Annotated in this window: 25 protein-coding genes and 6 pseudogenes; 18 read left to right on the forward strand and 13 right to left on the reverse strand. The window is 35.8% G+C overall.

Annotated elements, in window-relative coordinates:
* Positions 1-941 precede the first annotated feature (941 nt).
* From UJ203_RS02285 to UJ203_RS02320, 8 genes are all read right to left on the reverse strand, one after another.
* Positions 942-1,250 (reverse strand): cyclophilin-like fold protein, encoded by a 309-nt coding sequence (locus UJ203_RS02285; RefSeq protein ID WP_322008516.1) that lies wholly within the window; start codon positions 1,248-1,250, stop codon positions 942-944.
* A 365-nt stretch (positions 1,251-1,615) separates the two neighbouring features.
* Positions 1,616-2,020 (reverse strand): cupin domain-containing protein, encoded by a 405-nt coding sequence (locus tag UJ203_RS02290; RefSeq protein WP_305935258.1) that lies wholly within the window; start codon positions 2,018-2,020, stop codon positions 1,616-1,618.
* A 19-nt stretch (positions 2,021-2,039) separates the two neighbouring features.
* Entirely contained in the window at positions 2,040-2,903 is an 864-nt protein-coding gene (locus tag UJ203_RS02295) for an aldo/keto reductase (RefSeq protein ID WP_322008517.1), read from the reverse strand.
* Positions 2,904-3,019: 116 nt separating this feature from the next.
* Positions 3,020-3,322: a carboxymuconolactone decarboxylase family protein gene (locus UJ203_RS02300; protein WP_322008518.1), complete on the reverse strand. Its 303-nt coding sequence runs from the start codon at positions 3,320-3,322 to the stop codon at positions 3,020-3,022.
* Positions 3,323-3,522: 200 nt separating this feature from the next.
* Positions 3,523-3,600, reverse strand: coding sequence for a hypothetical protein (locus UJ203_RS02305; protein WP_305935265.1), 78 nt, complete (start codon positions 3,598-3,600; stop codon positions 3,523-3,525).
* A gap of 1,112 nt (positions 3,601-4,712) precedes the next feature.
* Positions 4,713-5,882: an MFS transporter gene (locus tag UJ203_RS02310; RefSeq protein ID WP_322008519.1), complete on the reverse strand. Its 1,170-nt coding sequence runs from the start codon at positions 5,880-5,882 to the stop codon at positions 4,713-4,715.
* A gap of 85 nt (positions 5,883-5,967) precedes the next feature.
* Positions 5,968-6,483 carry a cyclophilin-like fold protein gene (locus tag UJ203_RS02315; RefSeq protein ID WP_305935255.1) on the reverse strand — a complete coding sequence of 172 codons (516 nt, stop codon included), beginning with the start codon at positions 6,481-6,483 and terminating at the stop codon, positions 5,968-5,970.
* Positions 6,484-6,894: 411 nt separating this feature from the next.
* The gene (locus tag UJ203_RS02320) at positions 6,895-8,022 is read right to left on the reverse strand and encodes an alpha/beta hydrolase (protein WP_305935254.1); all 1,128 of its coding nucleotides are present in this window, start codon (positions 8,020-8,022) and stop codon (positions 6,895-6,897) included.
* A gap of 230 nt (positions 8,023-8,252) precedes the next feature.
* On the opposite strand from UJ203_RS02320, the gene UJ203_RS02325 reads away from it, so the two are divergent.
* The 4 genes and pseudogenes from UJ203_RS02325 to UJ203_RS02340 all read left to right on the forward strand — a co-directional run.
* Entirely contained in the window at positions 8,253-8,798 is a 546-nt protein-coding gene (locus tag UJ203_RS02325) for a TetR/AcrR family transcriptional regulator (RefSeq protein WP_305935253.1), read from the forward strand.
* Between the two features lie 129 nt (positions 8,799-8,927).
* Positions 8,928-9,083, forward strand: a pseudogene (locus UJ203_RS02330) (ATP-binding protein); the annotation flags it as partial.
* A gap of 61 nt (positions 9,084-9,144) precedes the next feature.
* Positions 9,145-9,322 (forward strand): annotated as a pseudogene (locus tag UJ203_RS02335) (hypothetical protein).
* Positions 9,280-9,420 (forward strand): annotated as a pseudogene (locus UJ203_RS02340) (recombinase family protein); the annotation flags it as partial. The pseudogenes UJ203_RS02335 and UJ203_RS02340, both read left to right, overlap by 43 nt.
* A 309-nt stretch (positions 9,421-9,729) precedes the next feature.
* Here UJ203_RS02340 and UJ203_RS20860 read toward each other — a convergent pair.
* A pseudogene (locus UJ203_RS20860) lies at positions 9,730-9,831 on the reverse strand (AsnC family transcriptional regulator); the annotation flags it as partial.
* Between the two features lie 359 nt (positions 9,832-10,190).
* Here UJ203_RS20860 and UJ203_RS02350 point away from each other — a divergent pair.
* The 8 genes and pseudogenes from UJ203_RS02350 (at position 10,191) to UJ203_RS02385 (ending at position 14,815) form a co-directional block, all read left to right on the forward strand.
* A complete protein-coding gene (locus UJ203_RS02350; RefSeq protein ID WP_024122213.1) occupies positions 10,191-10,451 on the forward strand; it encodes a metal-sensitive transcriptional regulator in 261 nt (86 codons plus the stop codon).
* Between the two features lie 166 nt (positions 10,452-10,617).
* Positions 10,618-11,100 carry a DsrE/DsrF/DrsH-like family protein gene (locus tag UJ203_RS02355; RefSeq protein WP_322008520.1) on the forward strand — a complete coding sequence of 161 codons (483 nt, stop codon included), beginning with the start codon at positions 10,618-10,620 and terminating at the stop codon, positions 11,098-11,100.
* Positions 11,101-11,142: 42 nt separating this feature from the next.
* Positions 11,143-11,511 (forward strand): rhodanese-like domain-containing protein, encoded by a 369-nt coding sequence (locus tag UJ203_RS02360; protein WP_322008521.1) that lies wholly within the window; start codon positions 11,143-11,145, stop codon positions 11,509-11,511.
* A 64-nt stretch (positions 11,512-11,575) separates the two neighbouring features.
* On the forward strand, positions 11,576-12,133 hold the full coding sequence (locus tag UJ203_RS02365) for a sulfurtransferase TusA family protein (RefSeq protein WP_305935250.1): 558 nt from the start codon (positions 11,576-11,578) through the stop codon (positions 12,131-12,133).
* A 21-nt stretch (positions 12,134-12,154) separates the two neighbouring features.
* Positions 12,155-12,550 carry a DsrE/DsrF/DrsH-like family protein gene (locus tag UJ203_RS02370; RefSeq protein WP_305935249.1) on the forward strand — a complete coding sequence of 132 codons (396 nt, stop codon included), beginning with the start codon at positions 12,155-12,157 and terminating at the stop codon, positions 12,548-12,550.
* 30 nt (positions 12,551-12,580) lie between these two features.
* Positions 12,581-13,715 (forward strand): annotated as a pseudogene (locus UJ203_RS02375) (MBL fold metallo-hydrolase).
* A 33-nt stretch (positions 13,716-13,748) separates the two neighbouring features.
* Positions 13,749-13,976 carry a sulfurtransferase TusA family protein gene (locus UJ203_RS02380; protein WP_268477860.1) on the forward strand — a complete coding sequence of 76 codons (228 nt, stop codon included), beginning with the start codon at positions 13,749-13,751 and terminating at the stop codon, positions 13,974-13,976.
* A gap of 62 nt (positions 13,977-14,038) precedes the next feature.
* Positions 14,039-14,815 carry a sulfite exporter TauE/SafE family protein gene (locus UJ203_RS02385; protein ID WP_322008522.1) on the forward strand — a complete coding sequence of 259 codons (777 nt, stop codon included), beginning with the start codon at positions 14,039-14,041 and terminating at the stop codon, positions 14,813-14,815.
* Positions 14,816-15,088: 273 nt separating this feature from the next.
* Here UJ203_RS02385 and UJ203_RS02390 read toward each other — a convergent pair whose 3' ends face one another.
* The 3 genes and pseudogenes from UJ203_RS02390 to UJ203_RS02400 form a co-directional block, all read right to left on the reverse strand.
* Entirely contained in the window at positions 15,089-15,517 is a 429-nt protein-coding gene (locus UJ203_RS02390; RefSeq protein WP_305935247.1) for an OsmC family protein, read from the reverse strand.
* Between the two features lie 170 nt (positions 15,518-15,687).
* Positions 15,688-16,101 carry an ester cyclase gene (locus UJ203_RS02395; RefSeq protein WP_322008523.1) on the reverse strand — a complete coding sequence of 138 codons (414 nt, stop codon included), beginning with the start codon at positions 16,099-16,101 and terminating at the stop codon, positions 15,688-15,690.
* Positions 16,102-16,148: 47 nt separating this feature from the next.
* A pseudogene (locus tag UJ203_RS02400) lies at positions 16,149-16,697 on the reverse strand (MBL fold metallo-hydrolase).
* A gap of 189 nt (positions 16,698-16,886) precedes the next feature.
* Here UJ203_RS02400 and xepA point away from each other — a divergent pair.
* The 6 genes from xepA to UJ203_RS02430 all read left to right on the forward strand — a co-directional run bounded on the left by xepA (position 16,887) and on the right by UJ203_RS02430 (position 21,390).
* Positions 16,887-17,789: a phage-like element PBSX protein XepA gene (gene xepA, locus UJ203_RS02405; protein WP_322008524.1), complete on the forward strand. Its 903-nt coding sequence runs from the start codon at positions 16,887-16,889 to the stop codon at positions 17,787-17,789.
* A gap of 45 nt (positions 17,790-17,834) precedes the next feature.
* Positions 17,835-18,257 carry a holin family protein gene (locus UJ203_RS02410; RefSeq protein ID WP_322008525.1) on the forward strand — a complete coding sequence of 141 codons (423 nt, stop codon included), beginning with the start codon at positions 17,835-17,837 and terminating at the stop codon, positions 18,255-18,257.
* A 43-nt stretch (positions 18,258-18,300) separates the two neighbouring features.
* Positions 18,301-19,119 carry an N-acetylmuramoyl-L-alanine amidase gene (locus UJ203_RS02415; RefSeq protein ID WP_322008526.1) on the forward strand — a complete coding sequence of 273 codons (819 nt, stop codon included), beginning with the start codon at positions 18,301-18,303 and terminating at the stop codon, positions 19,117-19,119.
* Positions 19,120-19,389: 270 nt separating this feature from the next.
* Entirely contained in the window at positions 19,390-20,184 is a 795-nt protein-coding gene (locus tag UJ203_RS02420) for a hypothetical protein (protein ID WP_019715074.1), read from the forward strand.
* A 2-nt stretch (positions 20,185-20,186) separates the two neighbouring features.
* Positions 20,187-20,810: a hypothetical protein gene (locus UJ203_RS02425; protein ID WP_322008527.1), complete on the forward strand. Its 624-nt coding sequence runs from the start codon at positions 20,187-20,189 to the stop codon at positions 20,808-20,810.
* Complete coding sequence (locus tag UJ203_RS02430) at positions 20,785-21,390, forward strand: hypothetical protein (protein ID WP_138921986.1); 606 nt, start codon at positions 20,785-20,787, stop codon at positions 21,388-21,390. The genes UJ203_RS02425 and UJ203_RS02430 overlap by 26 nt, the downstream gene beginning before the upstream one ends.
* A gap of 422 nt (positions 21,391-21,812) precedes the next feature.
* Here UJ203_RS02430 and cdiI read toward each other — a convergent pair whose 3' ends face one another.
* The gene (gene cdiI, locus UJ203_RS02435) at positions 21,813-22,178 is read right to left on the reverse strand and encodes a ribonuclease toxin immunity protein CdiI (RefSeq protein ID WP_019715070.1); all 366 of its coding nucleotides are present in this window, start codon (positions 22,176-22,178) and stop codon (positions 21,813-21,815) included.
* Positions 22,179-22,290 lie beyond the last annotated feature (112 nt).

Below are 22,290 nucleotides of genomic sequence, written 5' to 3' on the forward strand. Positions count from 1 at the left end.
CGACTTTTTTATTTCTAACTACCTTGTGAGTGGAAGGGGAGCATATAACAGTAAGCTTTATTATCACTTGTTTTTGATCTGTTTCATAGGATCGTATATATCCGGTCTCTTCGGAATCGGGGGATCGAACATCAATTACCCTATGCTTGTGTACATTCCACTAGCACGTGGATTGCAGTACGATGTATTTGGGATCATTTTAATTCAAGCTTTTTCTGCATCCATTTTTAGTTGATGTTGTACATAGGGAGCACGATCATTAACGGGATTCTGTTGGAGGATATGGTGGCAAATTCTCTCGGCGGATGCCATCAATGTCGTTTATGTCATCTTGGCCACTATTGCTGAGATCATGATGTTCATCTAAGTGGAACCGGTTATCGAGAATTGACCAGTGTAACATTCTATAAAACAACAGCGATGTTATCCGAATTGATTGTTGGAAATCGCCCTGGAACCGTTAGAGCTGCGGGCGTGTTTATCTTGGTACCAATTGATATCACCATCGTCTTCTTCACTGCCATTACTTTCATTTCTTCAATTGGATGGTCATCGGGAAAATGTTGACTGGTGACGTAATATTCTGGCTAGCCCCTCTCTCATCATGGTAGTCACCAGCATGGTGGCCGCACCGATCGGAACAATCCATTTGGCACAGTTCATGCAACCAAAGCAGATGCAGCCAAAATAGTTATGGAGATTATCAAAGTTGGTTAATAAAAACAAATTGAAATTTATTGGAAGAATTCAAATGGCAAAATATGAAGAAGTAAAAAATGGCGTTATTTTTCCTGCGTGAGAATAAATGGAGCATTTTTCTCAATTTTTTTGAGAACGATGTTATCTAAAAAGGTAGCTTTAAAATGTTGATAACACCGTACAATATATGAGAACTTAAGTTTGTTTTTAGTGAAGGATATAGCCCACAGCTTGTTCTTAATTTAATCAATTTTTTCAATTGTAACTGTAATATTACCTTTAAAACTTGCAAGCTTTTCTGTTCCGGACTCTATCCTACCTAATTTAACAAGTCCCTTTGCATAACCAAAATCCCTATAAAATATAGCTAAATTTCCCCAAGGAGCATAATACGTAATATCCCCAAAAGAAGCATCGGTACCATCTGGAGAATCGGTAGTAGACAATCTTTTTGGAAGATCGCTAATCTTTTCCGTTCCCGCATAGTCTTCAAATGTTAACATAAGAGGAAGAAGTTTTATAAAATCACTTGTTGCTTTGCTGTCATTCAAGTAGCAGTATATAAGTCCTCACCAACAGTTAATCTTATTTTCATTTATTTCACGCCTTCTTTTATTTATTCACTGATTTTGTTGGACGAATTAGGATTTCACTTACAGCAACAGATTCCGGTGTGCTAATTGTGCAACCAATTCGTTGATTACTCAAAAAATCAACTAAAATTGTTGAGTATCTATAAAAGGTTGGTTAAGTAGCATGTCTAATATGCATATCATCAACCAATCGCTGCATTATTTTAATAACTTCTTGGCTTAAGGTAACGGCTGTACCAATTTCAATACTTTTCCGTCCTTTTATTTGTAAGACCGTCATAATAACAAACGCACCGAATCAAATGATTCGATGCGTTTGTTATTTACAATTTGTTATAGGATTCATCATCGACAGGTTCTAACCATTCCGGCTTACCTGCAGTGATTGCAATGTGTACAAACCAGCTATCTTTTGTAGCGCCATGCCAATGTTTAACACCATCGTGAGTGACTATAACATCACCAGCTTTTAATAATTGAGCAGGTTTTCCTTCCTCTTGGTACCAACCTTCACCGCCAGTTACTAGTAAAATTTGATAACCATCACGATGAATATGCCAGTTATTACGGCATCCCGGTTCAAAAGTGACATTCCCAACACCGACACTTATTTTAGGGTCGGACACTAATCCTTTAAGATAACTTTGACCCACAAAAAAATGTGAAAAAGGATTTTTTTGACCCGCTGGGAAAATAACGCCACTTTTTACTTCTTCATGTTTTGCCATTTTTAATTCCTCCACCTGTTTATTTTAACTTCCCGCCAAATACCGGGAAGAAGCTATGCTCACCATAATTCTGGATTTGCTCTACATTCTTCAAAGTCTCCATATCTGCATCGCTGATTGCAAAATCAAGTTCTGCATTGTTTCTCATGTGATCTGGATTTGCCGTCTTAGGAATGACTACAAGACCAAGCTGGATATCATATCGTAGGCAAAGCTGAGCAACAGATACTCCATAGTTATCAGCTATTACCTTAACCTCTGCATTATCGAGAACTGCACCGTGTGCAATTGGTGAATATGCCTCTACTAAAATGTCATTCTTCTGGCAGAATTCAATTAGTTCCAAAGGAGTATTGCTCACATGTGCCAATATCTGATTTACCATAGGCTTGATCTCACAGCTTTCAAGAATATTCTCTATATCATCTTGAAGGAAATTAGAAAGACCGATTGCCTTTACCTTGCCTGCCTTATAAGCATCCTCCATTGCTTTCCACACTTCTTTGTTCTCTTCGAAGTAACGGTTCTCCTCGCGGAATTCGCCCCAAGGCTGTGGGCTGTGGATTATCAGAAGATCAATATAATCCAATCCCAATTTTGCTAAAGACTCATCAATGGACTGCGTAACTGCATCATAGGTCTTTGCTTCTGCAGCAACCTTTGTCGTAATGAAAAGTTCTTCTCTTATAACACCACAGGAACGGATTCCTTCGCCTACACCAGTTTCATTCATATAAGCTTGAGCAGTATCAATATGACGATATCCGATAGAAACCGCATCACGCACTGCCTGTGCAGTCTGTGCATCGTCTAGCAGCCAGGTACCAAGACCTAATTTGGGAATTTCTATACCATTTGATAATTTGTAAGTTTCGTTAAACATGCTTTTGTCTCCTTTACATTGTTATGGTTTTGAATCACATTTCTCTTAAGGAGTTTCTTCAAGTGAAACAGAGATGCTTGACTCTCCATCATTTACTTAATCTTTAACCGTTTGCCTTAATTTCCAGGAATAATTTCATTAATGCAAGCTAATGCGTTTAGTGTTCTCGGAAAGCCCATATATGGGAAGCAGTGAGTGATGGCGGTGACCAATGTTTCCTTACCATTGCCTACATTCTTGTTACCCAGCACATGTGACTTTACTTGGCTTTCACAACCACCCAACGTACTGATAATACAGAGTGTCAACAACTCCCGTGTTTTCAAATCAAGTCCTCCACGGGTGTAAAAGTCTCCAAAACAAAAAGAGGAAAGATAATCCTGCATATGCTTTTGATTTTTTGGAGTAGACTTACGCATTTTTGTAATGACATCGCCAAAAATCTCTACCTGTACGGATAGTCCCTTGTCAAAGCGATTTTCTTTATCTACAGTCTTTTGGCTTTCTATTGGTAAAGTGATATTCTTCGCTTTGAAAACCTCATTAACTTCATTGATGGCGTTTAATGTTTTTGGAAATCCGATATATGGAGCACACTGGTAAACTGCCTCTTTAATTTCTACTGGTGGAGCCCAACGTTTAGTGCCGCAGCAACATGTGCCTTGTACTGAGGCAATGTCTGGTTGGCAGTAAGCACTACCAGGGTAATCAACTCGCGTTGCCTGTCATCTAGATTTCCTTTATGGAAAATTTAACTAAATACGAAGCAGCTAAGGATGTCTTAAAAATCAGGATCGGTAGCATATGCGGCTGGTGCTCCATTTCCAAATAGCTGTTTGTACTTTTCTTTGCTCTTTTCAACACGATCCATAAATAACCCTCCTGCTTAAATTTACATTACTCATACTGTTCCAAAAGTAGAAAAGCATGATGTTTGTAAAAATAATTATTGATTAATCAACACCTGTTTATAATTATAAAAAAGCCCTTCACGCTTTCAATGGTTAAATTAACGCAATTCGTTGATTACTCAACAAATCAACCAAAATTGTTGAGTATCTTTGGAAAGATTGATGAATAGAAGAATAGCCCAAAGCCAAGTAGCTATAAAAAATGCTGTAATTGAACTGATGTCCGAAAAAAGTTTTGATGACATTACTATTCAGGATATTGCAGACTAAGCAGATGTTAATCGAGGGACAATTTATCTTCATTACACGGATAAATACGACATCGAAATGACATTTCAAGAAAGAAAGAAATTATGTCTGGTTTGAATACTTTGAGCGTAATTATTTATTCTGTTCAACGATGTTAGCGAGTAAAGGTGCCCCTTATTTTCGCAGTCGTGATTTGGTTATAGAAGAGTATAAAGCTCAAGTGATGTAACAGAAGGAAAACATAAAGGTTTAAATGATGTAGTTATTCTTCAATTTTTTGGATCATCATTTTTTAGTGAATATAAAGAATGTAATGAAAATAAACTTTTATAACCATAATAAGAAATTATAATTTTGGGGCCTAGTGGGCGAATAACTCGTGAAGATTCAAATTCTTTCGGCCGCATCAATGATACCAAGAGTTTTAACACCTTTGGTATTTTTTATGTCTTAGAAGAAAATGTGTTTGTGACTAAAAGTGCCACTAACTTATAGTGAGTGACTGTTTACAGTTCATATGATTGTCAAATATAAATACATGATTTATCTGTTGAAAATATAAGGTTAAAAAAAGCCGATCATCCATCTAAAGGATAATCGGCTCTTTCTTTAAGAGAATACGAAATGGAAGTTACTTGAGATATTGAGTTTATCTAAAAAATTGTTTTGTGGTACTATACATGTAATTTCTCAATAAAATCGTTATCAAGCTCAATATTAACGATAATAATCCCACTAGTATGATGTATTGTGTACCCATTTCTGATATGAATAATCCACCTAAAGCAGTACCAATAGTTGTTCCTAAGTTAACGGATGATAAAAATAATCCATTAGCGAAATCAGGAGCTTCGGGAGCTGCAGATGTAATCCAATATTGATTAATATTCGTTCCTATACCAGCAAGGATTCCCCAAACCAAAGTCATGATAGCCATAGGTACAGCAAACTGCCCTGTGAAGAATAAAATGATGTAAACGACCCCCAATGCAAAAGGAAAAGCTACTACAGTTTTGATGGCATTTTTCGTAAGTAACTTCCCTGCCATAATATTTCCAATAATATTTGCCACACCGAATAGGACTAACATAAAACTAATTAATCTCCCAGAGATATTTGTAACCGTTTTAAGATACTCAGCAAGATAACTATACACCCCAAATACTGCGGAATTGAGTAAGAGGACAGCAAAAATGGAAAGCCAAGTAATTGGTTTTTTTAATACGGTTAACTGTGCTCCGTAAGAAAGTCTTTCTTTAACAGGCATAGAAGGGAAAAATACTAATGTAGCAATAAATACTATAGCGTTCACGATAGCGAAAAATGTCATTGATATTTGAAATGAAACTGTACTTGCAAGAAAACTTGCGATTGGTACACCAAGTACCATACCTGCAGATACTCCAATAAAGACTTTTGAAACAGCTTTTGGAGCGTCTTCTTTGCTAACTGAGTTAGCAGCCATTGTAAAAGCTGCTGAAAAATAGATTGGATGAAATATGGCTGGAATCACACGCGCAATTATGGCAATGGCAAAATTAGATGTAAATATAGAGACAATGTTACCTAGAACAAAAATACCAAGTACAATTAACATTGCCTTCTTGCGATTGATTCCTGAAAATAATAACGGCATAGTTGGACCGGATACAGCAACCATAAGGGCAAAAAGACTCACCAGCAAGCCTGCTTTTGATACGCTGACATGAAAGTGATCGGCAATGTAGGGTAATATCCCTATAACCCCCATTTCGGTATTTATGATGCCGAAAGCCCCTAAGGTCAATGTGAATATAAGTAAATTATTTCGTTTAGACATAAAATAGACTTCCTTCTTTCTTAAAAGTATCATTTTCTAGTTGCATAAAGGTGAGTTATTTAAGGAACTATCTTACCTTTATCAATTAGTCAACTTGTTCAATTGTAACTGTGAAATCACTGTTGATACCTTGTAATTTCTCTACTCCAGATTCGATCTTTCCTAGTTTAATAAGCCCTTTTGAATATCCAAAATCCTTATAATATATAGCTAAATTTCCCCATGGAGCATAATAAGTGAAGTCTCCAACTGTAGGGTCAATTCCTGATGATGCCTCTTCTGTAGATAATTTATTTGATGGATAACTAATTTTTTCCGTTCCTGCATAATCTTCAAATGTTAATGTTAGTGGGAGTCTTTCTAAAAAATCCCTACTTGTTGGATTATCGTACATCCTAATAATTACTTCCTCTTGGTTAAACGTTAATTTTATTCTTATATTTGAAATACTATCTTCTGTTGGTCCTTCTTGTGCACGGTTTGAATTATCAGTTGCAATATGACCTCTGTCGGTTTCAGATAAATTATTGTCATTACTACTGCAAGCAGCGAGGGCAAAGCTCATTACTAAAATAAGAGCCAGACCTAACAGTTTTTTCATCTTGTTAGCCTCCTCTATTTAGGCATTTTATAAATAGAATGAAGAATTGATGATGCTATCCATACATTTGTGAAATAAGTTGTCTGACTTGATAGGGTTACTTCACTATTTTTCAAATTGAAATCATCAATGAGTTTACTTAAAAGAAAACCATCCTCGATTGATTAATTAACGTTAGTCTATTATTCCTAAATTGATACATGTTGTATTCAATGGGTAAATGAAATTCGTTCATTATTAAACACAAACTCCTGAAAATCCAACCAAAAAATTTATTTGATATCCTTTCCTGTTAAAGTTACGAATTCTATTCAGACAAAAAAGTGTGAATCCTTACAAGATAAGCAGGGATTCACACTGTGGGGTTTACTTTGGGCTTGCAAAGTTCTCTAAGCTCTTCCAATACAAGTTTTATTTTTTCTTCAGATTTTCTTTGAAGAAGGACTCAAGCTTGTTAAAGGGGATTAAATCCACCCGATCGTATAGATCCACGTGACCTGCGCCTGGAACAATGTAGAGTTCCTTAGGTTCGCCCGCTAGTTTGTAGGCTTCTTCACTGAACTCTCTAGAATGAGCGTTTTCACCCGCGACGAAAAGCATTGGACGAGGAGAAATCGTCTGTATATCTTCGAATGGGTAAAAATTCATGAATTTGACGTTGCTGGTGAGCGTCGGGTGCGTTGTGAGTTCTGGCGACGATCCTTTAGGCGTGTATTCACCTCTTGAAGTGCGGTAGAAGTCATAAAACTCTCGCTCAATGGCGGTAGATTTTTCATTCAGTTCATGTACTGTCCCACTGGTGTATTTGGTTTTGCCACCTGTGAACTCTACATAGCGTTGCTCCGCTGCCTCTTCGAGAATCTTCTTTCTCTGCTCGAGAGTCTGCGAGTGTTTAAGCCCGTTACGGTTTGCAGCACCCATGTCGTACATACTGACTGTCGCAACTGCTTTCATGCGCGGGTCGATCTTGGCTGCGCTGATAGCAAAGCTCCCGCTGCCACAAATCCCTAGAACACCAATCCGATTCTTGTCAACAAATGGCTGGGTGCCTAGGTAATCCACCGCAGCACTGAAATCCTCGGCATAGATATCCGGCGAAACAGCGTTGCGAGGCTGACCCTCACTCTCTCCCCAGAAAGACAAGTCCAAGGACAACGTAACAAATCCCTTTTCAGCCAATTTTTGTGCATACAGATTCGCACTTTGTTCTTTTACTGCGCCCATAGGATGCCCGACAATGATTGCGGGATTTTTGGTGTTCTGATTCAAACCTTTAGGAATAAAAAGATTCCCTGCAACTTTCATGTTGTATTGATTTTCAAACGAAACCTTCTTCTTGTTTACCTTGTTGCTTTTGTAAAAGTTGTCTGCTCCATTGGACAGATCCGGCTTGTATGCAACAGCGGTCTTGGATACAGTGTCAACGCTAGCCTTTGATGCAACCTCAACACTAGTCTTTGATGCAAAGGTAACCGCGGATAAAAGCAAGCCCGATAATATCACTGTGAGTACAAACGTGATAGTAAACTTTTTTTTCATTTTCAAATAACACCCTTTCTTATTTTTGTTTTAAAAATAATTTTCTTGTAATTAAATGGTGTATATTGACTTTGTTAAAAAAGAAAGCATCGTTGATTGATTAATCAACATTTGTTTATAATTATAAATAGATACACGAAGCTCTCAATGGTTAAATGAACGCAATTCGTTGATTAATCAACACTTCAACCTAAATTGTTGATTATCTTAAGAAAGTGTGGTGACCAGCCATGTCCAAAGTGGATAGAAGAATAACCAAAAGCCAAGAAGCGATTAAGAGTGCTCTGATTGAGCTAATGACTGAAAAAAGTTTTGATCACATTACCATTAAGGATATTGCTGACAGAGCAAATGTTAATCGAGGAACCATTTATCTTCATTACTTAGATAAATTTGATCTATTAGATAAGATTATGGAAGAACATATAAACAATATGGGGGATTTTTGCGAGTCAGCAACTGAAATGGATTGGATTGAATCGACTGTTCACTGTATGGAATATCTTGAGAGTCATTATTTATTCTTTTCGACGATGTTGGCCAGTGAGGGAGCTAGATATTTTCGCAGTCAGTTCCTTAAGTTTAATATCGAAGAGTTTAAGAAAGATGTAGATATAACAAAAGGCAAAAATTACGGCCAAAGTGAAGATGTCATTGTTGAATTTGTTGCAAATGCTTACGTGGGAGTAGTGGAATGGTGGCTAAAAAATGAAATGCCTTATCCACCTCGTGTTATGGCAGAAAAAGTGGGAGAATTGTTAGAGAGGATTATATAGTGATAGTGTTGTGATGATGACAAAGCAGTAGAGTATTACCAAGTACAAGTCCTGAAAGGATACGTGTATAGTACGTATTGTCACTCTTATTTAGAGAGGAATCATCAGGGTATGAATTCTGAAGGTAATATAAGTGATTTCTTAAATAAAAGGTTTTAAGTATTGGGGACAGCGAATCCGCCCCTACATGAGAAACAACGTAAAATAAGCAGGCACAATTGTCTTTGTGCCTGTCTTTTATTGTCTATGTTCATCTTTTGGAGAGAAAAGCTGATTCATTTTGATAAAATCTCCTCATTTGGACAAACAGCTGTTACATAGCATTACCCAAGGGGTGATGCATTTTATGAAGGTGATAATCATCGAGGGACCGCAAGCTGGCAATGCATTAACGATTGCTATCATTATTTAATAAAACTTTATAGGAAGGAGATCCAGGGTGATAGCCATATATGTAAGGGTATCGACCGAGGAACAAGCGATCAAGGGATCGAGCATCGACAGCCAGATCGAGGCCTGCATAAAGAAAGCATGGACTAAGGATGTGCTGAAGTATGCAGATGAAGGATTTTCTGGAGAACTTTTGGAACGTCCGGCTTTGAATCGCTTAAGGAAGGATTCAAAATTGCCGCAATTCGAGTTGGTGCATAAAGAGGAAGAGTGTCAAACCTTTTCCTCGATTAATCTATTGGGTTTTCTTTTATTTGGCAAGGGATCTCCTTCTTTCTTTAAAGAATATCCTTAGATTACTACAGTAATCATATACAAATTCAATAAAAAAGAAACTTTGGAAGGGGGTTGTACATTTAAACAAATACTGACTAGAGAAAATTTAACTGCTAACCAATTTGCTACTACTTATTAATAACAATAGACAATTTATAATTTACATGCTTGTTTAAGTCCATCAGAAATTGGTCTAACAATTCATTGCTTGTCCTGTTAAATGAACTTTCTCTCCTAATTCTTTCATTGTTATGCGACTATTTTTGGACAATTCTTTCAATATATTTATATCAGTGTGATCCAACATAAAATCAAATCCTTTCCTAAGTATACTATACCAATCACTTTTAAATGCGGTAAGAATTCACTAGGTATTTTGAAATTACATAATACTCCCATTCGAATGGATATAATACACTTGTTAAACATATAAGATACACACTTTCAAAAATCAAGCCAAACTGCAACAAGACTAGATTTCTTCCATATGCTTATCTAAATGTTTTTATTCAAAGATACAACGTGGTAAAATACACATAATAACTCATGATAGGAGAGAACTGAATTGAGGAATTCATTTCCTAAAGCTTAAAGGTATTCATGTGAAATGTTATGAGTTGGCAACATTTAAATGTAGAAATAAATTAAAGAAAGGATTTCATCCATATGGAGTATGATCAAAAGATTAAAAATCGTTTACGACGGATAGAAGGACAAATTAAAGGTGTATTGACTATGATGGAGCAAGGAAAAGACTGTAGAGAAGTTGTGACTCAATTGGCAGCATCACGCAATGCTATCGACCGAGCATTAGGTGTTATAGTTAGTACAAATCTTGAACATTGTGTTCGTGAAAGCATAGAACAGGGAGAAGACACAGCAAACTTAGTAAAAGAGGCAGTAGATTTATTAGTAAAGAGTCGATAAAAAATTCATCAACCTATAATCTTTAAGGTTGACGAATTTTTATTTGTGTAATAATATACCCCTACGGGTATATAGTTTTAACGGATTGCGTAATTGTATATCTTTCATTCAAAAATTTTTAGAATTTTAAATACCCACGGGGGTAATTTAGTTTAGGAGGAGAGACATGACAGAACAAACAAAACGTACAACAATTGTCTTATTTAGCGGAGATTATGATAAAGCAATGGCAGCCTATATTATTGCGAATGGTGCAGCTGCCTACGATCATGAAGTTACTATATTTCACACTTTCTGGGGATTAAATGCTTTGCGTAAAGAAGAGCTGGTTCCGGTAAAAAAAGGGTTTCTTGAAAAAATGTTTGGAAAGATGATGCCTCGCGGTGCTGATAAGATGGGCTTATCTAAAATGAACTTTGCAGGTATGGGCCCTAAAATGATTAAAAATGTTATTAAAAAGCATAATGCATTAACATTGCCTCAGTTAATTGAGATGGCTCAAGAACAGGGTGTAAATCTCGTAGCTTGTACGATGACAATGGATCTTCTTGGTTTACAGGAAAAAGAATTATTAAATGAGATCAACTATGCTGGTGTAGCCGCTTATTTAGCAGATGCTGAAGAAGGCAACGTCAACTTATTTATTTAATATATCCATTACAAGTTAAATAAATGAAGGAGGTGAAACACAATGGATAGTGGGATAATCATCAATACCTTACTCATTTTATTTTTACTTTGGATTGTATTTCGACGATTTTTACCAGTGCAAGGTGTTAAACAGATAACAACTACTGATTTAAAGTCAGAGCTGAAAAATAAAGGAAAACAGTTTATCGATGTACGAACACCTCATGAGTTTCGTACAAGGCATATTAAAGGGTTCAAAAATATTCCCTTGTCAAAATTGGCTCATCAAACAAGTCAACTTTCGAAAGACCAAGAAGTTTTTGTTATTTGTCAAAGCGGAATGAGAAGTGTAAAGGCGAGCAAGGTATTGAAAAAACAAGGATTTAAAAATATCACAAATATTAAAGGTGGTATGAATACATGGCCATAAAACCTTAGATATTATTTTTTTGTATATTTATATACCCCCACCCCTATTTGAAAAGGAGGAAAAAATGGTGAAGGCAAATATTGTGTTAGACGCTAAAGGCTTGACGTGTCCAATGCCCATTGTAAAAACGAAGAAGAAAATGAAGGATTTAAAAGCTGGTGAAGTATTAGAAATTCAAGCAACAGACAAAGGATTTACAGCAGATCTGCAAGCATGGGCAAATAGCACAGGTCACGAATATCTAGGTACTGAAACAGAGGGAGAAATACTTCATCATTTTCTTCGTAAAGGAGGAGTGCATTCATCAGAAAGCGCACCTTCTATTGCTGAGGTTTCACTAGAAGCTTTCAAACAGAAAGTGGAAAGTGACGAGCCTCTTAACATTTTAGATGTCCGAGAGGTAGATGAGTATGAAGACGCTCATATCCCGGGAGTTGTGCATATCCCTCTTGGTGAAGTAGAAAAGCGCTCTAACGAGTTAAACAAAGATGATGAAATTTATATTATTTGCCATTCAGGAAGAAGGAGTGAAATAGCAGCCCAAACGCTGAAAAAACAAGGTTTTAAAAAGGTTATTAATGTTGTCCCTGGTATGCGTGGTTGGACAGGTAAAACAGAATAAATAAGAAAAGGATGATAACAAATGAGTACAAGAGTAGCAATTATTGCGGCAAATGGTGGTCTATTTGATGCCTATAAAGTTTTTAATATTGCGACTGCCGCAGCAGCAAGTGATCAAGAAGTATCTATCTTCTTTACATTCGAGGGATTAAATCTGATTTATAAGCAAGCGCATCAAGAATTAGAAATGCCGAAAGGGAAAGAACACTTTGCGGAAGGATTTAAGAAAGCAAACGTGCCGTCTATTCCTAAACTGATTGAAACAGCACAAGAGATGGGTGTTAGATTTATTGGTTGTCAAATGACGATGGACGCTATGGGTTTAACAAAAGATGATTTTGTAGAAGGAATTGAAGTAGGCGGGGCTGTTACCTTTTTAGATTTTGCTAAAGATGCTGATGTATCCTTAACATTTTAATCCAGTTAAAAAAATTCGATATAGGAGGCATTGAAACATGACTGTAAAGGCAATGACCCCAAAAGAAGTGACAAAAAAAATCTTTAACAATGAACCTTTATTTATTTTGGATGTGCGTAATGAAAATGATTTTAGTGATTGGAAGATTGAAGGGCATGACTTTGACCATTTGAATGTTCCTTATTTCGATCTTTTAGATGGCGTAGAAGATATATTAGAGAAAATTCCTTCCGATAAAGAAGTCCTAGTCGTTTGCGCAAAAGAAGGTTCATCAGTAATGGTATCCGAGATGCTTTCAGAAGCAGGTCTTTCTGTATTCTATCTTAAAGGCGGAATGAAAGCATGGAGTGAACATCTAGAGCCAGTAAAAGTCGGGGATTTAAAAGATGGTGGGGAAATTTATCAGTTTGTTCGAATTGGGAAAGGCTGCCTATCATACATGATATTATCCAATGGAGAAGCAGCCATAGTAGATGCTACGCGTATGGCAGAAGTGTTTATAGATTTTGCAAAGGAGAAAGGTGTAACGATTACTCATGTATTTGATACACATCTTCACGCAGACCATATTTCGGGTGGCAGAATCATTGCTGAAAAAACAAAAGCAACCTACTGGTTACCGCCTAAAGATGCTGAAGAAGTGGTATTCGACTATCAGCCGTTGGAAGAAGGAAATGACATTATCATTGGAAATACAAAGATTAAAATTCAACCGATTTATTCTCCGGGGCACACCATTGGCTCCACTTCTTTCATTGTCGATAATCAGTATCTTCTTTCAGGTGATATCTTGTTTATTGATTCAATTGGCAGACCAGATTTAGCCGGTATGGCAGGAGATTGGGTAGGAGATTTAAGAGAAACCCTTTATAGCCGTTACAAAGCGTTATCAAAGGATTTAATTGTATTACCTGCACACTTTATGATCATTGATGAGCTAAATGAAGATGGAAGTGTTGGTGAAAAACTAAGTACATTATTTGCCGAGAACCATGGTTTGAACATTGCGGATGAAACAAAATTTAGACACCTAGTAACAGATCATTTGCCTCCGCAACCAAATGCATACCAAGAGATTCGAGAAACAAACATGGGGAAAATCAGCCCGGATGAAGAAAAACAGCGTGAAATGGAGATTGGTCCAAACCGCTGTGCAATACGGTAATATAAGTTTCTATTAAAAAGAGGAGAGATGAACATGAAATCAGATAAAGTATTAGACGCAAAAGGGTTGGCATGTCCAATGCCAATCGTCAGAACAAAGAAAGCGATGAATGAATTAGAATCAGGTCAAATATTAGAAGTACATGCAACGGATAAAGGATTCAAAAGTGATCTAGCGGCTTGGTCTAAATCAGGTGGGCATGACCTTTTAGAGAAAACTGAAGAAGGTGATGTACTAAAATTCTGGATTAAAAAAGGCTAATTAATATGAAGGGGTATCGAATAAAAAGATACCCTTTTTCCTTTGAAAAGGAGGAAACCTAAATGGACATTGCCTTTATTATCACTCTTTTCATCATAGGGTTTATTGGCTCCTTTATTTCTGGAATGATTGGTATTGGCGGATCTGTTATTAATTATCCAATGTTATTGTACATTCCTTCTTTAGTGGGAGTGTTGTCATTAACAGCCCATGAAGTTTCAGGGATAGGAGCTATTCAAATTTTCTTTGCAACACTTGGTGGTGTTTGGGCTTATCGTAAGAGCGGGTTTTTAAATAAAAAATTAATCATTTACATGGGAACCAGTATTCTTATAGGGAGTGTATTTGGGAGTTACTTTTCTCATTTCATATCTGAAAAAGGAATTAACTTTATATATGGAATTCTGGCTATTATAGCGGTTATTTTAATGTTGATACCTAAAAGAGGACAAGCACATAAAGAAGGCGAAGAAGTGATATTTAATAAATGGTTAGCTTCGTCCATAGCCTTTATCATTGGCGGCGTATCAGGTATTTTAGGAGCTGGCGGCGCCTTTATCCTAGTCCCCATTATGTTATCGATTTTAAATATTCCTGTAAGAATCACCGTCGCTTCATCTCTTGCGATTACATTTCTTTCATCTATTGGAGCAACAGTTGGAAAAGTAATCACGGGCCAGGTTCTTTTTGTACCAGCTATGGTTCTTATTATTGCTAGTTTAATTGCTTCTCCTGTTGGCGCAAAAGTTGGACAAAAGGTAGAGACTAAGTTTCTGCAATGGATTTTAGCTCTTTTGATTTTAGTGACTACCGTTAAAATTTGGTTAGATATTCTATGAAAATAGATTGACTTTCTTAAGGGGTAGATAAAAAGAAAGACCAACAGACAGTTTCATACGTTGGCCTTTCTTTTTTATGTAAAGACGCTAAGGATGTGATTATTTTGAATGAAGGATTAATGGTGTCATAATAATATGTAGAAAAGAAGAGAATATATAAAACAGACTAGCTAGAAAAGAGACCAAGCAATTGCTTGATCTAAAAACAATATAAAAAAATAGTATTACTTTTGATCAGAATGTTTTTTGCCTTTTAGTTATCAATACTTCAAACTAGTTAGTAGAAGAAATATTTCCTTGTATCTCAATCTTGACACCAGCTTTTTTTAATAAGTTTCCTACAGTGCATCCTTTATCTGCAAGTGAAAATATTCTATTGGCTGCTTGAATTTGTTTTTCTGTTGCTTTTCCGGATAAAACAATATGAGGATAGTGGATGATTTTAAATTCATCGTCAGAATTAATTCCTTCAGAATTTACAGTCAAATCCACAACAGGAAGATACCTTGATTCAATCATTGATACAAGAACTGAGGTATAACAAGCTGCTGCAGATGCTACAAGAATCTCTTTTGGAGAGGCTCCATTTCCACTTCCGCCAAATTCAGCAGGAATAGCAATCTTTGTATCTAGAAACTCTGTTTCAAGAAATCCGTTCCCTTTTAAACCACTCTTCCAAACGATATTAACATTTGATTTCAAAATAAACACTTCCTTAAGTAATTTTTGCAATTTTTCCTTTGCTTTATTGAACTCCGAGAAATTTGAACTTATTGAGATCGTTTTAGATAAAAGAAGACCCTCAAAAGAAGAATCTTCTAACTACATATATTGATAAATCAAAACTAGACACACTTCAAGCTTTTAAAGCTTTAGGCATCACTGTTTAGCTGGCGGAGAATATCATGCACATCTACATGAGATCTATGCTCAATAATTTTACCGTCAGCAATACGTAATAACATCATAAGAGAGAATTTAACGGTTTTTCCCGTTGCAGAAACTCCAGCAAATGGAATACCTGTATGCTTGCCTTCAAATATAAAATATACTGCAACAAGGCCGCCTTCAGCTACCATTGCTTTAATTGGCATTTTGAAACCTGGGAAAGAATCAAAGTTTTTCTTTTCTGATTCAATTAAACCCTCTACTCCTGGATACGGTGTATCTAATTGTGGATAGAATACAAAGTCTTTATGGCAAAAGTCTTTTAAGTCATCGTATTTTTCTTGTTCAATCGTTTCAAAGTAACGACGCACTAATTCTCTATTGTTTTCAACGGACATAATGAACGCTCCCTCCCTTAGTTAAAAACTTCATCTCATGTATTAGATTAAAATGAATATGATTCTCCATCTTCAGGCACTAAAACATCAGAAGCGATTCCTTTTTCCTTAATAAAGGATTTTAATTCTTCTTTTGATAATCCCCAATGGTTGACAGCTTCCATGTGGCTCACGATAATTTTTGCATTTGGAGCAGCTTTATATGTTGCATAGATATCTTCTTTACCCATGATGAGAGAACCGCCTTCGTAGAATTGATTATCGCCGCCGTTCACGACAATGATGTCCGGCTGATGTGTTTCAATCTCTTCTTGAACCGCATCATACCAGACTGTATCTCCAGCGATATATAACGTTTTCTTACTTTGATGTTTGAACACAACACCGCATAGATGAGTAACAATAACAGCATCAATATCTTTAATAATATTGTCAACAGATGTTGGCAATTCAACCAAAGGGTTGTTTTGATCTTGTCTTGGCGCATTTGGGAATGGAGGGTAAGCCCCCTACTCAGCTAACATGGAATCTATTAAAAATGTTTTGCCTGCATATTCGACTACAAGTGTGGCATTACGAATTTGTTGAATATTAATGTGTAAAACTCCTATACTTTAGTATATGTATAGTTTAACTACAGCAACTAAATAAATACATGGAACAAATCAAGTCTTTTTGCAATTTAACTTGATTTTTGAAAGTCCTTAAAGGAAACGGAACGGGGGTGGTTCCGTTGTAAACCCATGCTCACCACTAATGATCTACTATAGCAAGGAGGATTTTTAATGGCATCATATAGTTTTCAATTTCCAACAGATGCAACCGGTAAGCCAGGAGCGGCTAAACCTTATCGAGAAGGGAACAGGGATTTTGTAGTACCCGTGGCTACTATTTCAGGTAATGCGGAGCTGCTGACGATCGCAGTTATAAAAGCGACTGAAGTGTACACGCAATATGGCCAAGATCGATTAGGTCAGATTTTAATTTCAAAAGTAAAAGGTCACGCTTATTCTGATCGTGAAGGTACCTTATTCATTGAAGAAAGTAACGATATGAATTCATGGACTACAGTCTCTTCGTTGTTTGTTAAAGCAAATACACTTGGCGAGACTGAATGGATTCATTTAACTAAACGCTATTTCCGTTTCAGATACGTAAATGGTAACCTACAGCAATCTGAATTCTTACTTTACCAGTCATTGGGCGCAGGTGAAGAGGATAAAGAGGATATAAATATTAAACAAGCTGTTCCTATTACAGCAGTTGCTCCGTTCTCAGTCCAGCTAGATAAAAGCGGCTTAACTGATGATGGTCGTTTAAAAGTTCAGACTGAAGGCCTGAACCTTAGCTCATTAGACACTCAATCAAAAACAATGGATATTGTCTTTCACGATAAAACGGAAACCACAGGTGAGGGTAACCCATTCACCGTTGGATCATTCAAAACGTTACTCATTGAGGTTTATGGGACGGCTGAGACAAGTGAATTGAAGTTCTGGGGTAAATCCTTATCGGGAACAATAAGAGCCCTTAGAGGGCAGAAAGTGGATGACGGAACGTTTGCCACTAGCACAAAAGGAAAATCTGAAGCCTGGTCTTTTGACATTACTGGTTTTAAAGAAATTGTTATGGAGCTTACAGCTTTAACAAATGGAAACTTTTCAGTTAGAGGGACGGCCGTCTCATAAGATCCGGCTGTCCTTTTTTATTTGCCTCGGAGGAGGTGATTAGAAATGGAGGAGACAAGTTTGTTTATCAATTTTGAAACATTAGATTTAGCAAGAGTATATTTATTTGGAGGGGTGAAGTACCTTGATTTACTTCTAGTACTTAGCATAATTGACGTTTTAACAGGAGTAATTAGGGCATGGAAATTCAAGAAACTGCGAAGCCGAAGCGCATGGTTTGGCTATGTCCGCAAGCTACTCAATTTCTTTGCGGTCATTTTAGCAAACGTTATTGATACAGTACTCAATTTGAACGGTGTCCTAACCTTTGGTACCGTTCTTTTTTATATTGCTAATGAAGGCTTGTCAATAACTGAAAACTTAGCACAGATCGGTGTTAAAATCCCTTCAACGATAACAGATCGATTACAGACAATTGAGAACGAAAAAGAACAGAGTAAGGATAACGCAGACAAAGCTGCTGGCTAAGCCAGTGGCTTTTTTATTATGTAGACAGAAGGAGAGAGGATATATGCCAATCAAAGTTGTTAAAAATCTAGTCTCTAAATCAAAATATGGATTGAAATGTCCTAATCCAATGAAAGCTGAATACATCACTATTCACAACACTGCGAATGATGCTTCAGCAGCCAATGAGATTTCTTACATGAAGAATAACTCTAGCTCAACGAGTTTTCACTTTGCAGTAGACGATAAACAAGTTATTCAAGGGATTCCAACGAATCGTAACGCTTGGCACACAGGAGATGGAACAAACGGTACAGGGAATCGTAAGTCGATTGGTGTCGAAATTTGTTATAGCAAGTCAGGAGGGGCGCGATATAAGGCAGCGGAAAAGCTTGCTATTAAGTTTGTGGCGCAGCTACTTAAAGAACGCGGATGGGGCATTGATCGTGTCCGCAAGCATCAAGACTGGAACGGGAAGTATTGCCCGCACCGTATTTTGTCAGAGGGAAGATGGAATCAAGTTAAGGCTGCCATTGAAAAAGAATTAAAAACGCTAGGTGGGGAAACAAGCTCAAGCAAAGTAAGTGTAGCTAAAAAGAAAACAACAAACTCAAGCAGCAAAAAGACATCATATGCGCTGCCTTCCGGTATTTTCAAAGTGAAGAGCCCAATGATGAGGGGGGAAAAGGTAACTCAAATTCAAAAAGCACTGGCTGCACTATACTTCTACCCGGATAAAGGAGCGAAGAATAATGGTATTGACGGCGTATACGGTCCGAAAACAGCAGATGCAGTTAGACGATTTCAGTTGATGCATGAACTAACTGCTGATGGAATTTATGGACCTAAGACTAAAGAAAAGCTCGAGTATTTCTTATCATAAAAGATTCGTCATACTTTTGCCATCTCTTTAAGAAAGGAGTGGATTACTAAACAACATACATTAATTAACTGCTAAGACTTAACTTATTGAAATAATTTTATTGTTAGAATAGGCCTCTTTCTTTAGGAAGAGAGAGGCTTCTTTGAGTAGTTAATTTTTTAAGTTGTTAATTAAATAAATTAGAAAAGACCTATTTACTTGCTTTTCTTGACATTTTTTTAACGAGGTTCATAATTATGTTAAAGAGGAAAAGGTAAATGGGGGAAAGAGATGGCTTCTCTAACAATTTATAGATTAAATACAGCTGACCAATTGGATTTGTTTTTTAGTCATGAAGGAAAGCTGAATTTAGATGAAGTGATTAAAGAAATGAAAAAGAAAAGTGCTCCAATAGATAATGATGGCAAAACAATAAATGGAGAAGGATTTATAAACACACGTAAAAATATTAGAAATGGATTACCGGTTATAGAGAGTTATTGCACCTCTCTTGTGAATCTTGGTAATTACTTTGAAGCACGTCTGGAAAATGACCAGTTAACAACAGTTGAGACACAACATCGATATTTTTCAAAAGCTTCGCTTATTATTACGAATGAAAGCGATCTTATTCTAAAATTTGATAATTCAACTGAAGAAAGATCAAAAAGTCGAGTGAAATCTTTAGTTGAAGAATTGGGTTTTGAGGCTAATGCTCTTCGTTTAGATAATGATTTATTAAGAAAAATACAACAGGATCCAATTTTTGAATGGTCTGCTGTAAAAATAGACAAAATAGATAAGGATGGAGATAGGACTCAAAGAGTTTCTTATGAAATTGATTTAGCTGATGATAAGCATCCTTCGAGAGTAGATGATGATTATCGTAATCATGGAAAAATGTCACATATAAAATTTCAGCTTCCATATAGTGCAAAAGGAGCCCCTAACAAAGTTACAGTTAAACTTTATAATCAGGGGAACAGAATTGTTATTGATGAAGAAGAGCTTTGTGGTTCATCTCTAATGGATTTTGTTGTATATTTAATGTCTAAGTTGAAGGGGATTAAAGAAGAGGAGGTATAGAAATGAACTTCTCACTGTTTAGAGTAGATAAACCTTCTAAATTAAAGTTGCTAAGTAAAAATAAAATTAACTTTTTTAAGAAAAACGAAGAGATAAGTTTATTTCATTTTAATCAAGTTGCAAAAAATATGTTTCATTTTGTTCTGAATATCAGTGATGTTTATCAGATTGGAACTAAGAGGATGGGGAATCAACATAATTTTACATATTCCTCTTTAATAAACTGTTTCTTCTTTTTAGACAGTGACTATCTTTTAATTGAGAAAGTCACTTCAGAATATGAATCAGATGTGGTAAAGCATATTTCAAATAAAACAAAAGTTAAAATATCAAAGCATTTTATCAGCAATAATCAATTTTTGAATGTTAAATTAAAATTGGGTGGCTCAATTAAGAACCTTGAATATTATGATGAAGAGGAAGGAGATTTTTTCCTTGACTTTGTTAGTGAAGAGAAATTAAAAAATATCGCAAATAATTATGAAATTGAAAAAATCACAATGTTGGTTGAAGATGAGTTTATCTCAATTTTTCAAAAAGGTAAAATCTCAGTAAATAATAGTGATGATCAATACTTAATTAAATTCACGAGGGAAATTGTTGATGCGATTAAAAACAGTAATTAATATATTTATTACATTTTCATTAATTATATTAGGAGCACTCTTAGGAGATGGATATAAGGATAGGTTGTACTTGCTCTGGTTATTATCCTTAATTCTTTATGCATTAATTATCGAATATTTACTAAATAAAAATTCTGATTTAGAAGTTACTATCACAGAAGCTGAGGGAAAAGTATCAGCTTTAACAATAACGAAAAATACTCATCAGAATGATGGGGTTTTACAAGCTTCATTTTTCCCAAAAAGTGTTGAAGAGCCTATATACTCTAATGAAGTTTTTACAATCGAATTATATCTAACATCTATAATTGAGTTAAACAGAGTTCCAGACTTAAAATTAATAACTGAAAATGAGTGGAAAGTATACAATGGACAGCAAGAAATATCTTTTATCAACTATGCAGAAAGATTTGAATATAATATTGGTCAGCCTATAATACTAAATAGAGAAAATAAGTATATTAAGTATTCTTTTGACGTGGAAATCAGTACACCAGGAGTTCAAAAATTTTATATTTTATTTAATAATGGAGAATTTAATTGTGAATTGAATAATGATTTATTTATAAGACCGTCTTAATAGCTTTATAAAGTTATATTTATAAGAATTTAAAAAAGCCTCATAAAAGGGGCTTTTTTATTGTTAAAAATCCATTTTTAAATTCCATTGTCTCTATTATTCCTAGATCACTATAGGACTTATTTTCACATACTCACCTAAAACTCATAGTAAAGTCAGAGGAGTTTTCCGTCACTAAACAATAGCGCAAAATCATAGGGGGATTGAAAACTTTTCAAAAATCTTAATCACCAAAGTATAACCCCTTAGGACATTAGGTAATTCAGGTTGATAAAGCTCTGGATTTTTTGTTATTAGTTTAGGATTCGTTAACATGAAAACATGACCTGGAGTTAAGTTTTTTGTTGATTCTGCGAACTCCAAAAGGAACCAACATTTTGTGCTACTGAGGCTCTGTTCTCGCCTTTCTTTGAACGAACTTATCATGTCCAGTTATAGCCCTTATATTTCTCTTTAATGGTTCCCATGTATTTTTCTACTTCTGATTTATTTTCTGGGTGTCGTTCTACATATTGACCAACAATTTCATTTAAATATTTATAGAAATTTTCGTAATCTAATATGACTTCTTCATCTTCTTCGACTGCTGGGTAATTGTAATAAAAAGCTATACCCTCATCTCCAAAGTAATCTTCTTCCCACTGTTCGTAGTCATCAGCAAATACACACCAGACATTTTCTATACCATAACCTTCTCCGTTGGCGAATTTCTCTAAAATTCGTAAAAATCGTTCATCACCCATAACCTTAAAGAAATAGTTAATTAATTCTTTAGTTTTATTATCCATTTCATTTTCACTCCCAATTAAAGCCCTCTATAACGAGAAGGGCTTTCCATCTTTTTATACCGGAGAAAGTATTAAAGAGCCTTTCTGCTCAAAAAGAAGGGGAAAGGCTTTA

Origin of the sequence: Bacillus sp. V26 (assembly GCF_034296245.1) — a bacterium.
GTDB lineage: Bacteria > Bacillota > Bacilli > Bacillales > Bacillaceae > Bacillus > Bacillus halotolerans.

Coding starts and splice junctions, on each gene's coding strand:
- UJ203_RS02290 (WP_305935258.1), bottom strand. CDS start 2,020: ATGGCAAAACATGAAGAAGTAAAAAGTGGCGTTATTTTCCCAGCGGGT.
- UJ203_RS02295 (WP_322008517.1), bottom strand. CDS start 2,903: ATGTTTAACGAAACTTACAAATTATCAAATGGTATAGAAATTCCCAAA.
- UJ203_RS02300 (WP_322008518.1), bottom strand. CDS start 3,322: ATGCGTAAGTCTACTCCAAAAAATCAAAAGCATATGCAGGATTATCTT.
- UJ203_RS02310 (WP_322008519.1), bottom strand. CDS start 5,882: ATGTCTAAACGAAATAATTTACTTATATTCACATTGACCTTAGGGGCT.
- UJ203_RS02315 (WP_305935255.1), bottom strand. CDS start 6,483: ATGAAAAAACTGTTAGGTCTGGCTCTTATTTTAGTAATGAGCTTTGCC.
- UJ203_RS02320 (WP_305935254.1), bottom strand. CDS start 8,022: ATGAAAAAAAAGTTTACTATCACGTTTGTACTCACAGTGATATTATCG.
- UJ203_RS02325 (WP_305935253.1), top strand. CDS start 8,253: ATGTCCAAAGTGGATAGAAGAATAACCAAAAGCCAAGAAGCGATTAAG.
- UJ203_RS02350 (WP_024122213.1), top strand. CDS start 10,191: ATGGAGTATGATCAAAAGATTAAAAATCGTTTACGACGGATAGAAGGA.
- UJ203_RS02355 (WP_322008520.1), top strand. CDS start 10,618: ATGACAGAACAAACAAAACGTACAACAATTGTCTTATTTAGCGGAGAT.
- UJ203_RS02360 (WP_322008521.1), top strand. CDS start 11,143: ATGGATAGTGGGATAATCATCAATACCTTACTCATTTTATTTTTACTT.
- UJ203_RS02365 (WP_305935250.1), top strand. CDS start 11,576: ATGGTGAAGGCAAATATTGTGTTAGACGCTAAAGGCTTGACGTGTCCA.
- UJ203_RS02370 (WP_305935249.1), top strand. CDS start 12,155: ATGAGTACAAGAGTAGCAATTATTGCGGCAAATGGTGGTCTATTTGAT.
- UJ203_RS02380 (WP_268477860.1), top strand. CDS start 13,749: ATGAAATCAGATAAAGTATTAGACGCAAAAGGGTTGGCATGTCCAATG.
- UJ203_RS02385 (WP_322008522.1), top strand. CDS start 14,039: ATGGACATTGCCTTTATTATCACTCTTTTCATCATAGGGTTTATTGGC.
- UJ203_RS02395 (WP_322008523.1), bottom strand. CDS start 16,101: ATGTCCGTTGAAAACAATAGAGAATTAGTGCGTCGTTACTTTGAAACG.
- xepA (WP_322008524.1), top strand. CDS start 16,887: ATGGCATCATATAGTTTTCAATTTCCAACAGATGCAACCGGTAAGCCA.
- UJ203_RS02410 (WP_322008525.1), top strand. CDS start 17,835: ATGGAGGAGACAAGTTTGTTTATCAATTTTGAAACATTAGATTTAGCA.
- UJ203_RS02415 (WP_322008526.1), top strand. CDS start 18,301: ATGCCAATCAAAGTTGTTAAAAATCTAGTCTCTAAATCAAAATATGGA.
- UJ203_RS02420 (WP_019715074.1), top strand. CDS start 19,390: ATGGCTTCTCTAACAATTTATAGATTAAATACAGCTGACCAATTGGAT.
- UJ203_RS02425 (WP_322008527.1), top strand. CDS start 20,187: ATGAACTTCTCACTGTTTAGAGTAGATAAACCTTCTAAATTAAAGTTG.
- cdiI (WP_019715070.1), bottom strand. CDS start 22,178: ATGGATAATAAAACTAAAGAATTAATTAACTATTTCTTTAAGGTTATG.